This is a genomic window from Arthrobacter sp. Soil782, assembly GCF_001428435.1.
Taxonomy (GTDB): Bacteria; Actinomycetota; Actinomycetes; order Actinomycetales; family Micrococcaceae; genus Arthrobacter_D; species Arthrobacter_D parietis.
The window spans coordinates 288,646-301,918 of the sequence record NZ_LMSO01000008.1; the positions used below are offsets into that span (position 1 = coordinate 288,646).

General features: G+C 62.8%; 12 protein-coding genes and 1 pseudogene. 6 read left to right on the top strand and 7 right to left on the bottom strand.

What is annotated here, in order from left to right; genetic code table 11:
* Nucleotides 1-61 precede the first annotated feature (61 nt).
* The 6 genes from ASH00_RS10680 (at nt 62) to ASH00_RS10705 (ending at nt 5,625) form a co-directional block, all read left to right on the top strand.
* On the top strand, nt 62-418 hold the full coding sequence (locus ASH00_RS10680) for a YraN family protein (RefSeq protein ID WP_056548318.1): 357 nt from the start codon (nt 62-64) through the stop codon (nt 416-418).
* Nucleotides 418-1,959 carry a YifB family Mg chelatase-like AAA ATPase gene (locus ASH00_RS10685; RefSeq protein ID WP_056548319.1) on the top strand — a complete coding sequence of 514 codons (1,542 nt, stop codon included), beginning with the start codon at nt 418-420 and terminating at the stop codon, nt 1,957-1,959. The genes ASH00_RS10680 and ASH00_RS10685 overlap by 1 nt, the downstream gene beginning before the upstream one ends.
* Nucleotides 1,956-3,161, top strand: a complete 1,206-nt coding sequence (gene dprA / locus ASH00_RS10690; RefSeq protein ID WP_056548320.1) for a DNA-processing protein DprA — start codon at nt 1,956-1,958, stop codon at nt 3,159-3,161. Before ASH00_RS10685 ends, dprA begins: the two co-directional genes overlap by 4 nt.
* Nucleotides 3,162-3,229: 68 nt before the next feature.
* Complete coding sequence (locus tag ASH00_RS10695; protein WP_056548321.1) at nt 3,230-3,796, top strand: methylated-DNA--[protein]-cysteine S-methyltransferase; 567 nt, start codon at nt 3,230-3,232, stop codon at nt 3,794-3,796.
* Between the two features lie 172 nt (nt 3,797-3,968).
* Nucleotides 3,969-4,904: a tyrosine recombinase XerC gene (locus ASH00_RS10700; protein ID WP_056548323.1), complete on the top strand. Its 936-nt coding sequence runs from the start codon at nt 3,969-3,971 to the stop codon at nt 4,902-4,904.
* 217 nt (nt 4,905-5,121) lie between these two features.
* Nucleotides 5,122-5,625 (top strand): DUF3145 domain-containing protein, encoded by a 504-nt coding sequence (locus ASH00_RS10705; protein WP_056548325.1) that lies wholly within the window; start codon nt 5,122-5,124, stop codon nt 5,623-5,625.
* Nucleotides 5,626-5,711: 86 nt separating this feature from the next.
* On the opposite strand, the gene fabF is transcribed toward ASH00_RS10705, so the two are convergent.
* From fabF to ASH00_RS17010, 7 genes and pseudogenes are all read right to left on the bottom strand, one after another.
* Complete coding sequence (fabF, locus tag ASH00_RS10710; protein WP_056548327.1) at nt 5,712-6,947, bottom strand: beta-ketoacyl-ACP synthase II; 1,236 nt, start codon at nt 6,945-6,947, stop codon at nt 5,712-5,714.
* A 91-nt stretch (nt 6,948-7,038) separates the two neighbouring features.
* Nucleotides 7,039-7,284, bottom strand: a complete 246-nt coding sequence (locus ASH00_RS10715; RefSeq protein WP_056548330.1) for an acyl carrier protein — start codon at nt 7,282-7,284, stop codon at nt 7,039-7,041.
* A 76-nt stretch (nt 7,285-7,360) separates the two neighbouring features.
* Nucleotides 7,361-8,416: a beta-ketoacyl-ACP synthase III gene (locus tag ASH00_RS10720; protein WP_056548331.1), complete on the bottom strand. Its 1,056-nt coding sequence runs from the start codon at nt 8,414-8,416 to the stop codon at nt 7,361-7,363.
* Nucleotides 8,413-9,378: an ACP S-malonyltransferase gene (locus tag ASH00_RS10725; RefSeq protein WP_056548332.1), complete on the bottom strand. Its 966-nt coding sequence runs from the start codon at nt 9,376-9,378 to the stop codon at nt 8,413-8,415. The genes ASH00_RS10720 and ASH00_RS10725 overlap by 4 nt, the downstream gene beginning before the upstream one ends.
* 78 nt (nt 9,379-9,456) lie before the next feature.
* The gene (locus ASH00_RS10730) at nt 9,457-10,695 is read right to left on the bottom strand and encodes a PucR family transcriptional regulator (protein WP_056548396.1); all 1,239 of its coding nucleotides are present in this window, start codon (nt 10,693-10,695) and stop codon (nt 9,457-9,459) included.
* A 129-nt stretch (nt 10,696-10,824) separates the two neighbouring features.
* Nucleotides 10,825-12,720 (bottom strand): pyruvate dehydrogenase (acetyl-transferring), homodimeric type (gene aceE / locus ASH00_RS10735; protein WP_235563264.1); only part of this gene is annotated, 1,896 nt, incomplete at its 5' end.
* 1 nt (nt 12,721) lies between these two features.
* Nucleotides 12,722-13,273: pseudogene (locus ASH00_RS17010) on the bottom strand (pyruvate dehydrogenase (acetyl-transferring), homodimeric type); the annotation flags it as partial.

Below are 13,273 nucleotides of genomic sequence, written 5' to 3' on the forward strand. Positions count from 1 at the left end.
AGGAATGTAGCCGCGCACCGCCGGTAGTCAGCTGATCCACGCTGGTACCGGAGGTGTTTTCATGAGACACAAGGACGAGCTCGGCAAACGGGGAGAAGCCCTCGCGGCGCGCTATCTTGAGGACGCAGGGCTGCGGATTATTGACCGCAACTGGCGCTGTACGCTCGGCGAAATTGACCTTGTAGCGGTGGACGGCGCCACTCTGGTGGTTGTTGAGGTGAAGACCAGGTCCTCTGAGGCATACGGTCATCCATTAGAGGCAATCACCCCGGGCAAACTGGAACGGCTGTATCTTCTGGCATCGCGCTGGGCGCGGGCACACGACCTCCGGTTCTCCGGCTTCCGGGTGGACGCCGTGGCGATCGTGGATGGCGGCGTGGAAGAACCGGTCATCGAGCACCTGCGGGCGGTGAGCTGATGCCGCTTGGCCGCTCCTATGCTGTTTCCCTGGTGGGATTGAACGGCTACATCGTTGAAGTTGAGTCTGATATTGGTCAGACACTTCCAGCTTTCGTTCTGCTCGGGCTCCCGGATGCTTCACTGTCTGAAGCCAGAGAGCGAATTCGTGCAGCGGCGCGCAATGCTGGCCTGCCCCTCACCCGCCGGAAGATCACAGTCAACCTGGTTCCGGCGTCGTTGCCGAAGCGAGGCTCAGGTTTCGATCTCGCAATCGTCATGTCCGCTTTGGCAGCGGCGGGGGATGTGCGCAATTGTGGGCGAACCGTGTTTCTTTCCGAGCTCGGCCTGGACGGCCGGCTTCGGCCCATTCGTGGGGTGCTCCCGGCAGTCATGGCTGCCGTGGACGCCGGCTTTACGAGCGTCGTCGTCTCCAGTGGAAACGCTGCAGAAGCGGCCCTCGTCCCGAGTGCCGAGGTGAGAAGTTATGACTCACTCGCTGAGGTTGCGTTGGCGTTCGGCGCGGATCCGGCGTGTGTCGCGCTTCCTGCCCCGCAGCTGTCTGAGGCTTCAGCGCGGGCAGACCAGCCCGGCGCCGTAGTCATACCGAAGGACATGTCTGACGTAGCCGGCCAGTCCGAGGCTCGTTTCGCGGTGGAAGTGGCTGCCGCCGGTGCACACAACCTGATGATGGTGGGCCCGCCAGGAGCCGGGAAGACCATGCTGGCCGAGCGCTTGCCCGGCATCCTCCCGGACCTCACCGACAAGCAGGCTATGGAGGTTACCGCCATACATTCCCTGGGCAACAGTGAATTCTGTCGGGAGCTGCAACGGCGGCCGCCGTTCGAAAGTCCGCATCACACCGCCAGCGCGGCATCGATCATCGGTGGAGGCAGCGGCATACCCCGTCCGGGTGCGGCCTCCCGCGCCCATCGCGGGGTTCTGTTTCTTGACGAGGCACCGGAATACCAGCGCCGCATTCTGGATGCGCTTCGCGAACCGCTGGAGAGCGGCGAACTGGTCCTCCACCGCGCGGCAGGAACAGCCACCTATCCGGCACGCTTTCAGCTGATTCTCGCCGCAAATCCCTGCCCCTGCGGACAAGCTACAGGTAAGGGAATCGGCTGCAACTGCTCAGCTCAGCAACGCCGGCGCTACTTCGACCGCATGTCCGCTCCGCTACTCGACCGCGTCGACCTGCAATTGGCCGTGCACCGGGTCGCGCTGCAGGATTTCTCCGGTACAGCTGCAGCGGATACTTCCGCTGCGGTGGCCACACGCGTTGCGGCCGCTCGAGCCGCTCAACACGAGCGGCTCAGCAAGTGGGAGCTTTCGACCAACGCGGAAGTTCCCGCGCCACTGCTGCACAACGACCTCCGGCTCACCCGAAAGGCAACTGTCTCGGTGGATAAGAAGATAGAGAAGGCAGCCATCACCAAGCGTGGCTATGACCGTGTGCTCCGCGTTGCGTGGACAATCGCTGATTTGGCGGGAAGGTCCTCGCCCAATGCCGACGACGTCACCACGGCACTGCTCTTTCGAACCCAGGAGGAGCCGGCATGACCGGCTCCGTGTGGAGCGAAGAGCAAATTGCCCGCGCCGCACTGGCTCGGCTCCTCGAACCATTGGATAATGTCGGTCTGGCCCTCGTGGCCGCGGCAGGACCCGTGGAAGCACTGCAGATTGCCACGGGCGCGACATCGTGTGGTCCCCAGGTACACCGCGTGTTCCTCGAGGTGCTGGACGCAAGCGGACACCGGGTGAGGACGGATGTCCTCATCCAGGCGATCGCCCGCTGGCAAACTCGCGTCGGCGCGCTCGCACCCCTCAGGGATCTGGAAACGGTTCGCAGATTTGGAGGCACCCTGCTCATCCCCGAGTCGGACTGGTGGCCGAAAGCCCTCGCGGATCTTCAGCTTGAAGAACCAATGTGCCTGTGGGTACGCGGAGACAACCCCGTGCCGATCCCTTCGCAGGAACGCGTAGTGGCGGTCGTCGGGTCACGTGACAGCACCAGTTACGGATTGGAGGTGACCGGAGATCTGGCAGCCGGACTTGTCGCGCGCGGGTACACCGTCGTTTCCGGGGGTGCCTATGGGATTGACGCGCGAGCTCACCGGGGAGCGCTGAAAGCAGCACGGGAGGATCACCCGCTGCCGACGCTGAGCGTCCTTGCCTGCGGCATCGACCGATACTACCCCGCCGGAAATGAGGATCTGCTGCGTGAAGTAGCTCGTCACGGACTGCTGGTGTCGGAGGTCCCACCGGGGTCCTCGCCCACGCGTTACAGGTTCCTCCAACGGAATCGGATCATCGCTGCGCTCAGCTCGGTCACAGTGGTGGTCGAGGCACGATGGCGTTCGGGAGCGCTCAGCACAGCTCATCACGCGGCCGGCCTGGGCCGCTCGGTCGGAGCGGTGCCCGGTTCTGTCCATTCCGTCAATTCAGCTGGATGTCATCGGCTCCTCCGGGAGGGTAGCGCCATCTGTGTCACAGACGCCGCGGAGGTGGCGGAGTTGACTGGCCCCCTGCTCGCCGAGCTTGAGGAAAGACGCGAGGACAAGCCGGCGCTGCACGACGGACTGGTGGTCGGGGACCTGCTGCTTCTGGACGCTCTGCCGGTTCGCTCGTCCTCAACAGTGGACAAGCTTGCGACGGTCGCCGGCCTCAGTGTTCCCGGCGTTCTTGCGGGTCTCGGCCGCCTGGAGACCGACGGGCTCGCCCAGCGAACTGATGACGGCGGATGGCGGAAGGGCTCCCGGTGAATCGTCAGCGATTCCCGCCGCAAAGCACCGCACCCTGCAGTAATAAATCATCAAGAGAGGAAACAACCATGAACATCTTCACGATCATCGACAGCCCGATCGGGGGACTGGTCCTCGTGGCCGGGAACGACTCGCTCGTTGGGGTTTACCACGAGTATCATTCGCCGGAGCCCTCTCCGGTTCTGCTTGGATTGCCCATTCAGGCAGACTCCCAGCACCGCTCTTCCTTGGAACCTGCTCCGGAGGAGCTGCCTGCCATCAATGAAGAAGCCGCGTCCGAGGTGTTCCTTAGGACGAGTGACTGGCTTCGCGGGTACTTCAGGGGAACCGTTGCCGAGCCTTTGTCGTATGGTCTACCCGCCGGGACGGAGTTCCAGCGTGCCGTCTGGGGAGCCGTTGCTGATATTCCGTACGGAGAAACCCGCACCTACAAAGACATCGCAGAAGGTCTGGGCAATGAACTGATGGGGCGGGCAGTTGGTGCTGCGGTACGCGCCAATCCGTTGTCCCTGGTCATACCAGGGCATCGTGTAGTGGGCGCCGGCGGAGCAATCACAGGCTATGCGGCGGGCGTCACCGTCAAACGTGCGTTGCTCGAACTGGAAGCTACGGTTGCAGCCGGAGCGGCCGCCTGAGTTCCTGCCGCGAAGGTAACGGAGCAACCAGCAGCGTCGCTTCTTTGTTCTGGGCAATTGCACTCCGCGGCGGAGAGCCTCCTTGAGAGCTGACGCATCCTGGCGCAGACTGAACCCGCTGGATCATGCGTCACAGGCGGAGCACGTCACAGGCAGAACGGAGAGGGAGGCCATGAGCGGACTCTCTGGAGATAGCCTTCCACCTCCTTTCACCCGTGAAGCGGAGGGATTCATTCGCTACCTCTCCAGGGAGCGGAATCGTTCAATCCACACTGTGCGCGCCTACCGGGGAGACCTTGCGGACTTTGCATCCTTCGCGGCCGAGCGGGGCATCGCGGATCTCACGGGGGTGGATTTAAGTGGCCTGCGGGCATGGCTTGGTTCACTCGATCAGCACGGGCTCTCCAGGGCAACCATTGCCCGCCGTGCAGCAACGGTCCGCAATTTTCTCGCCTGGGCTACCCGTGAAGGTTATTTGCAAGACAACCCCGCACTTCGGCTGAAAGCGCCTCGCCGTCAGAACGGTCTACCTGACGTCCTGTCGGAATCCCAGCTGCAGCCCTTGCTGGCATCCACCCTAGAGGCGGCGCTGGAAGGCGACCCCGCAGCGCTACGCTCCCGTGCGGTGCTTGAGTTGCTGTACGGGTCCGGCATCCGTGTCGGTGAATTGGTTGGCCTGGACATCGACGACCTCGACCACGATCGACGCACTGTCCGAGTGCTCGGCAAGGGCAACAAGGAGCGCACCGTGCCGTATGGCGTGCCGGCGGCTCAAGCACTCAACGACTGGCTCACACGCGGAAGAAGGCTCTGGATCGGTCCCGACAGCGGGACCGCTCTGTTCCTCGGACCAAGGGGGCGCCGCCTCGACCAGCGTCAGGCCCGGTCCATCGTGGAAAGATTGCTCGCGTCGGTCGATGGCACCGGCGCCAGAGGCCCGCACGCTCTGCGGCATACGGCCGCTACCCATCTGCTCGACGGCGGCGCGGATTTACGGGCAGTGCAGGAACTTCTCGGGCACCAAAGCTTGGCAACCACTCAGTTGTATACTCATGTCTCAGTAGACCGGCTTCGCCGAAGTTACGAGCAGGCTCACCCTCGGGCATGACCGCCGGCATTTTTTCCCAGGGCGCTGTGGAATACTGCGGCGGTAATTACAGTGGCGCCATTCGTTTTCATAGGGCAGAATGATGCTAGTTCAATACTCGTGGACTGAGAGTCCCAGTGAAACGTCACTGAACATCATCGCCACGCTGCAACTCAGGCGCTACCACCTGTAACTGAAGGTCGTTGGGGAAGACGTACCTACAGCTATGGAGGATGGAATGTCTGTTGTGATGGCGCGCGGTGTTTTGTATCTACACTCAGCCCCTTCTGCGTTGTGCCCTCATATCGAGTGGGCCGTCGGATCGGTCATCGACCAGCGCGTGGATTTGCAGTGGTCTCCGCAGCCTGCTGCGCCCGGAATGTTCCGCGCGGAACTCTCCTGGGTTGCGGCGCAAGGGTCCGGGGCCAAGCTGGCTTCTGCCCTGCGGGGGTGGGCGCACCTCCGTTACGAGGTAACCGAAGAGCAGAGCGCCGGCGCTGACGGCGGCCGCTGGTCGCATACCCCGGAGTTGGGCATCTTCCACGCAACCACCGATGTCCACGGCAATGTCATGGTCACCGAAGATCGCATCAGGTATGCATACGAGGCTGGTGCCGGTGATCCGGCGGCCGTTTACCACGAACTTTCGCTTGCACTGGGTGAATCATGGGATGAGGAACTGGAACCGTTCCGGCATGCCGGAGAGGGAGCTCCAGTCCGCTGGCTGCATCAAGTCGGCTGACTGATTCGCTTGCGCTTCGCGGCAATGCGGCCCGGGTACCAGTTGGTACCCGGGCCGCATTTCTGCTCTGCGTCACTTCCCGCAGGTTAGACGTTCTTCACCACGATGACCGCATTGTGGCCGCCGAAACCAAAGGAGTTGCTGAGCGCCACGACATCACCCGAGGGCAGATCGCGTGCGGAGGTGACCACGTCCAGCGGAATCTGCGGGTCCTGGTTCTCGAGGTTGATGGTAACCGGAGCCCGTCGCTCATAGACGGCGAGCACGGTCATAACCGCCTCAACAGCACCGGATGCTCCAAGCAGGTGCCCTGTCTGCGACTTGGTAGCCGAAACAGCGACTGACTCCACCTGGTTCCCCAGCGCGGTCTTGAGGGCGACATACTCCGGCTGGTCCCCGACAGGCGTGGACGTGGCGTGTGCATTGACATGCACAATATCGGACGGCTGAACACGCGCGTCGAACATCGCTGCCTTCAGAGCCCGGGTAGCGCCCAGCCCCCCGGGATCCGGCGCAGTGATGTGATACGCATCCGCGGTGACGGATGTTCCCGCCAGTTCCCCATAGATTTTTGCGCCGCGCGCAAGAGCATGCTCCTCCGCCTCGAGTAGCAATGCTCCTGCGCCCTCGCCCATGACAAAGCCGTCGCGGTCCACATCATAGGGGCGGGAGGCGTGCTCGGGATCATCATTGCGGCGAGACAGAGCCTGCATCGAAGCAAACGCCGCAATCGGCATCGGGTGGATAGCGGCTTCCGCGCCACCGCACATGACCACGTCGGCTTTTCCGGACCGGATCAGTTCAAGTCCCTGATGAAGAGCTTCGGTTCCGGATGCGCACGCGGACACGGGAGTATGTGCCCCCGCGCGGGCCCCCAAATCAAGACTGACTGCTGCTGCCGGGCCGTTGGGCATGAGCATGGGAACCGTCATCGGCAGGACTCGCCGCGGTCCCTTGGCCCGGAGGGTATCCCAGGCATCCAGGAGGGTCCACACGCCTCCGATTCCGGTAGCGAAAGCCACGGCGAAGCGATCGTGGTCAACCTCTTCGATCCCGGAGTCGCGCCATGCTTCACGCGCAGCAATCACCGCGAACTGGGTGGAGGGGTCCATTCGCTTGGCCTCCACGCGGGAAAGGACTTCGCTTGCCGGAGTCGAAACCTGGGCAGCGAAAGTGACCGGTAGCTCGTACTCGGCGACCCAGTCGGCCTCGATGGTGCGCGCGCCGGAGACGCCCTTCAGCGCGTTTGCCCACATGGTGGGAACATCGCCGCCGATGGGGGTGGTGGCGCCCAAGCCGGTGATGACTACTTTGCGTGCCATGGTTCACTCTCTGATGCGTCGTTGTTTCCGTGTGGAAAATGTGCCTGATGAGGCGGCGATGGCGACTTCAGGAAGCCACCGCCGCACGCCACTAGGACTGTGCGTTGGCGATGAAATTCACTGCATCGCCGACGGTCTTGAGGTTCTTGACTTCCTCGTCCGGAATGCGCACGCCGAACTTCTCCTCGGCGTTGACAACGATGGTCATCATGGAAATTGAGTCAATGTCCAGGTCGTCGGTGAAGGATTTGTCCGTCTCCACGGACTCGGGCGCCAGGCCGGTCTCTTCGTTGACGATTTCTGCCAGTCCTGCGAGGATCTCTTCGTTGCTAGCCATGATGGCTCCTTTTCTTTGAGTCCGGTGTATCCGGATCGATTCGATCAGACCGCACGGTGCGGGCTGAAGTGGAAAACTACGGGAGCACAACCACCTGGGCTCCAAAGACGAGCCCGGCCCCGAACCCAATCTGCAGGGCAAGACCTCCGCTAAGGTCTGGGTTCTCGGACAGCAGGCGATGCATTGCAAGGGGAATGGAAGCAGCGGAGGTGTTGCCGGCATCGACAATATCCCGAGCTACAGCCACATGCTCGGGCAGTCCCAACTGTTTCACCATCTCGTCAATGATCCGGATGTTCGCCTGGTGCGGGACGAAGGCAACGAGGTCCTCTGCTCGGATTCCGGCGGCGTCGAGCGCCTGCTGCGCCACTTTCGCCATTTCCCAGACCGCCCACCGGAAAACGGTCGGGCCGTCCTGGCGCATGGTGGGCCAGATTGCGGATTCCGCGGCTGAGGCCAGCGCTTCCGGACCGCCCGAAAGCGCCGCAGAAGAGAGTTCACGCACATCGAGCAGCGAATGCGTCATACGAATCGATTCGTGCTTGCTGCCGTCCGAGCCCCATACAGAAGGGCCGATGCCAGGCGAGTCCGAGGGACCAATGACAACTGCTCCGGCTCCATCACCAAGCAGGAAGGAAATAGTGCGTTCCGTGTTGTCAATGAAATCGGAGAGCTTCTCCACGCCAACCACGAGTACGTAATCGGCAGTTCCCGCGTGCACCAGGGCATCGGCCTGGGCAATGCCGTAGCAGTAACCGGCGCAGGCCGCCGAGATGTCATACGCCGGCGCAGGGGTAGCCCCCAGGCGGTCAGCCAGTTGCGCGGCTGCGGACGGGGTTGCGTACGGATGTGTAACGGTCGAGACCAGCACGGCGCCCAGCTGGGAGGCTTCGATACCTGCGTCCGCGAGAGCGGCCCGCGCTGCTGCTTCTCCCATATCGATGACACTGGTGTCCTTGTCAGCCCGGTGACGCGTAACGATTCCCGTTCGTTGACGGATCCATTCGTCGGAGGAATCAATCCACTGGCAGATGTCCTCGTTGGTGACAATTACCTCGGGACGGTAGATGCCCAGGCCGTGAATGCGGGTGTGCTCGCGCAGTGTGGACTGTTTGAGGGTAGGTGTAGTCACGCGTTTCCTTTGACGATGGGGGCGTCCGCCGGGGGAGCGGTGCGCGAATGCTCTTCCATAAAGTCCCGCGCGTCGTCGATGTCCTCAGGCGTTTTGACTGCGAGGCTGGCTGTGCCGCGCATCCCGCGTTTCGCCAGCCCTGTCAGCGTACCCGCGGGCGGAAGCTCAAGCACTCCCGAGACGCCCATGTCCTGAAGCCGCTGCATGCACAGGTCCCATCGAACGGGACGGGAGATCTGCGCGATCAGGCTATCAAGGTTCAGCTCCCCGGAGGCGACTGGTTCGCCGTCGTAGTTGGAAAGTAGCGTGGCGAGAGGAGCCGTGGGTGAAAGTGAGGGCCGAAGAGCTTCAAGGGCTTCCACCGCGGGAGCCATGTGGTGGGTATGGAAGGCGCCCGCCACCTTGAGTGGGATAACGCGCGCTCTCTGTGGCGGATCGGCAGCAAGTGAGGCCAGCTGATCGAGTGTGCCGGCCGCAACAATCTGACCGCCGCCATTGGCATTCGCAGCGGTAAGTCCGTGCCGTTGCAAAGCGTCAGCGACATCGGCGGGCTCCCCGCCCAGAACAGCGCTCATACCGGTCGGCGTGGCGGCGGCTGCAGCCGCCATTGATTGCGCACGGGTGCGTACCAGCGCGACTGCGTCCTGCTCGGTCAGTGCGCCCGCGACGGCGGAGGCGGTCAATTCACCCACCGAGTGCCCGGCCACGACTGTGGCGGAGGTCAACGGTGTAGTACCGAGAAGCACACGGGCAGCTACCAGACCCGCAGCAACGATGAGCGGTTGTGCCACTGCCGTATCCCGGATGGTTTCTTCGTCAGAAACAGTGCCGTGCCGCACCAGGTCGACACCGGCGGATTCGCTGAGAGCCGCCAGATGCTCGCGTACACCCGGGAGATCAAGCCAGGGATTGAGGAATCCGGGGGACTGGGAGCCTTGTCCAGGGCAGAGAATTGCAAGCACGTATCAAGCTTTCCAAATGGGTGGTCAGAAGCAGGGTGTTCGGGTGCACGAAGCTCCCCGAGCCACTTTGTAGGAAGTCTACAACGATGCCGTCCGATCCATCCGTGTCGACGGACGCTCCGCCGCACCTCTGGGCGGCGGAGAGAGACGGCCGATGACGAGGGCTGTCTGGAGAACAAAAGCCTCGCGAGGAAGCAGCGGATCCCATCCCGTGATGTCGCACACGCGCCGCAAACGATAGCGCACCGTATTGGCGTGGACGAACAGTTCGCGGGAGGTAGCTTCCAGGGAATGTCCGAGGGCGATGTACGCCGAGAGCGTCTCCTCAAGACCGTTCTGCGCACTGGCCAGAGGGCGGTAGATGTTTCGCAGCAGCGCCTTGCGGGCCGTTTCGTCGCCGGAAATGACGCGTTCCGGCCATAGATCGTCGGCAGCTACAGGACGTGGGGCCGACGGCCACGCGCGCGCGGCCGTGAGCCCCGCGAAGGCGGCCTGGGCGGAACCGCTGGCGGCGACGAGGGAAACGGATTCAGGCCCATAGACCACTGGGCCCGGTCCGAAAAGCTCGCTCAGCCTGGAATAGGAGTTATCGCGGTCCTGGACACCTCCGAGGACAAGGATGAGGCGATCCCCCTGGATACCGACCAGGGTGTCTTCCGCCAGCCGGCCGGTTGTGCGGCGTAGCTCATTGAGGAACATGGCGTTCGGTTCAGCGGGAGAGCTGCCAACCATGACCGTGATCGGTGCCTGGGACTTCCAGCCCACCGCAGCGATCCGGGAGCGCAGTGCGTCGGAGCTTTCTCCCCGCAGAATGGCGTCCACCACCAACGCTTCAAGCCGCGTATCCCATGAACCGCGCGTTTCGGCCGCCCGGGCGTACACATCGGCTGCCGCAAAAGCGACCTCACGGGAGTACCTGAGCACGGCCTCCCGAAGCGGCCACTGGTCGGCATCCGCGGCAAGGTCTGGAACCTGATCCTCCACTACCTGCACGACGACGCGAATGAGCTGGAGAGCTTTCTGGAGACTGATGGAACGCGTAAGTTCGGTAGGGGCAGTCCCGAATACATCACTGAGGACCCAGGCAGGGGAGACCGGCTTCTGATACCAGTTGACAAAGGATGCGATGCCCTTCTGGGCGACCAGGCCAAGCGCGGACCGCTCGTCGGGACGCAGGTTGCGGTACCAGGGAAGGGAAGAATCCAACTGCTTCAGGGTGGCCGTCGAAAGCGCGCCGATCTGTGTTCGCAGCCGGTCTACCGTCGTCGGATCCGGAGCGGGCAGGGATGTTCCGCGCGGCGGAGTGGGCGATGCCATGAAACGAGCATACGGCTCTGCCACCCAAGGCTCCATTTTGTACGAAGGCTACAAAGGAACGGCTTAAGATACGAGCAGAATCCGCCGGGCTCACGTGGATGCCGGCGGACCCTGCTGGAACAGAACGGGTTAGGAGTCTCCGCCCGCGTTACCCGTTGTCCCCGCGTTGACGTCGAGGAGTGCGTACTTCTCGATTGCCTGGCGTGGTGCGTCCGTGTCTATTTCTCCCCGCTTTGCGAGAAGTTCGAGAGTGCGTACGACGACGGAGTGGGAGTCGATCTTGAAGTACCGCCTGGCTGCGGCGCGTGTGTCGGAAAAGCCGAACCCGTCCGCTCCGAGTGTGGCGAAGTCCTGCGGCAGGAACTGTCGGATCTGGTCCGGAACAGCCTTCATGTAGTCGGTGACGGCCACGATCGGTCCGGGTGCGTCCCCAAGCTGCTGGGTAACGAAGGGAACGCGTGCCTCTGCGTCGGGGTTGAGGAAGGCTTCCTCCTCGGCGGCGAGTGCGTCACGCCGCAGCTCCGTCCACGAGGTCACCGACCACACATCGGCGGAGACATTCCACTCCTCGGCAAGAATGCGCTGCGCCTCGAGCGCCCACGGGACGGCCACGCCGGAGGCCAGGATCTGTGACCTCGGAGTATTCTCCGCAGAATGTCCGTCCTTGAGCTTGTAGATGCCGCGGAGCAGCCCGTCCACATCGAGGTTCTCCGGCTCTACCGGCTGGATGATCGGCTCGTTGTAGACAGTGAGGTAGTACATGACGTTGGGATCGGAACCAGAGACTGCGTTGCCGTTACCGTACATCCGCTCAAGGCCGTCGTGGACGATGTGCCCGATCTCGTATCCGTAGGCCGGGTCGTAGGTGATGACGGCGGGGTTGGTGGAGGCAAGGATGGGTGAGTGTCCGTCGGCGTGCTGGAGGCCTTCGCCGGTGAGGGTGGTACGGCCCGCGGTGGCGCCGATGATGAACCCGCGGGTCATCTGGTCACCGGCTGCCCAGAAGGAATCTCCCGTGCGCTGGAACCCGAACATCGAGTAGAACACGTAGATCGGAATCAGCGGCTCGCCCTGCGTGGCGTACGCCGTGCCAGCGGCAGTGAACGCAGCAACTGATCCGGCTTCATTGATGCCGGCGTGGAGAATCTGTCCCTGAATCGATTCCTTGTACGCAAGGACCAGATCGCGGTCTACCGAAAGGTAGTTCTGGCCCTTGGGGTTGTAGATCTTCGCTGTCGGGAAGAAGGCGTCAATGCCGAACGTCCGGGCCTCGTCCGGAATGATTGGCACCACTCGCTTGCCGAACTCCTTGTCCCGCATGAGGTCCTTGAGGAGCCGGACGAAGGCCATGGTGGTGGCGGCCTGCTGCTTGCCGGAGCCGCGCTTGGCCACTTCATAGGTCTTGTCTCCCGGGAGGGTAACCTCTGAATGCTTGGTACGGCGTTCCGGTAGGTACCCTCCGAGGGCCTTGCGGCGTTCGTGGAGGTATTTGATTTCGGGGGAGTCGGGTCCGGGGTGGTAGTAGGGAGCGTTGTAGAGGTCGGCTTCGAGTGCTTCGTCGGGGATGGGGATGCGGAGGTGGTCGCGGAAGTCCTTGAGGTCCTGAAGGGTGAGTTTCTTCATCTGGTGGGTCGCGTTACGGCCCTCGAAGTGTGAACCCAGGCCGTACCCCTTCGGTTTGCCCTTGAACTCGGTGGCGGCCTTGTACGCCGCGTATACCTTCCGGTAATCATGGCCGCCGCGCTTGAGTCCCCACACCTGCGCATCATCCATATCCGCCACGAGATCCTTCGTGGCCGGGGTCTTCCCGAAGAAGTGATCGCGCACAAACCCACCGGATTCCGCCTTGTAGGTCTGGTAATCCCCGTCAGCGGTCTCATTCATGATCTTCACCAGATCCCCGGTGGTATCCCGGGCCAGCAGGTCATCCCACTCCCGGCCCCAGACAACCTTGATCACGTTCCACCCGGCACCGCGGAAAAACGCCTCGAGTTCCTGCATGATCTTCCCGTTACCACGCACCGGNATCCCACTCCCGGCCCCAGACAACCTTGATCACGTTCCACCCGGCACCGCGGAAAAACGCCTCGAGTTCCTGCATGATCTTCCCGTTACCACGCACCGGCCCGTCCAGGCGCTGCAGGTTGCAGTTGATCACAAAGTTCAGGTTGTCCAGATTCTCATTGGCCGCCAACTGCAACAACCCACGCGACTCAGGCTCATCCATCTCCCCATCCCCCAGGAACGCCCACACCTGCTGCCCGGATGTGTCCTTGATCCCCCGGTTCTGCAGATACCGGTTGGACTGCGCCTGGTAGATCGCGTTCATCGGCCCGATCCCCATCGACACCGTCGGGAACTCCCAAAACTCCGGCATCAACCTGGGGTGCGGATACGAGGACAACGCATGACCGGCCTTGGACTTCTCCTGCCGGAACCCGTCCAGATCCTCCTCGGTCAGCCGGCCCTCCAGGAACGCACGCGCATACATCCCCGGCGACGCGTGGCCCTGGAAGAACACCTGATCCCCACCCGAGGGGTGGTCCTTACCCTTGAAGAAATGATTGAACCCCACCTC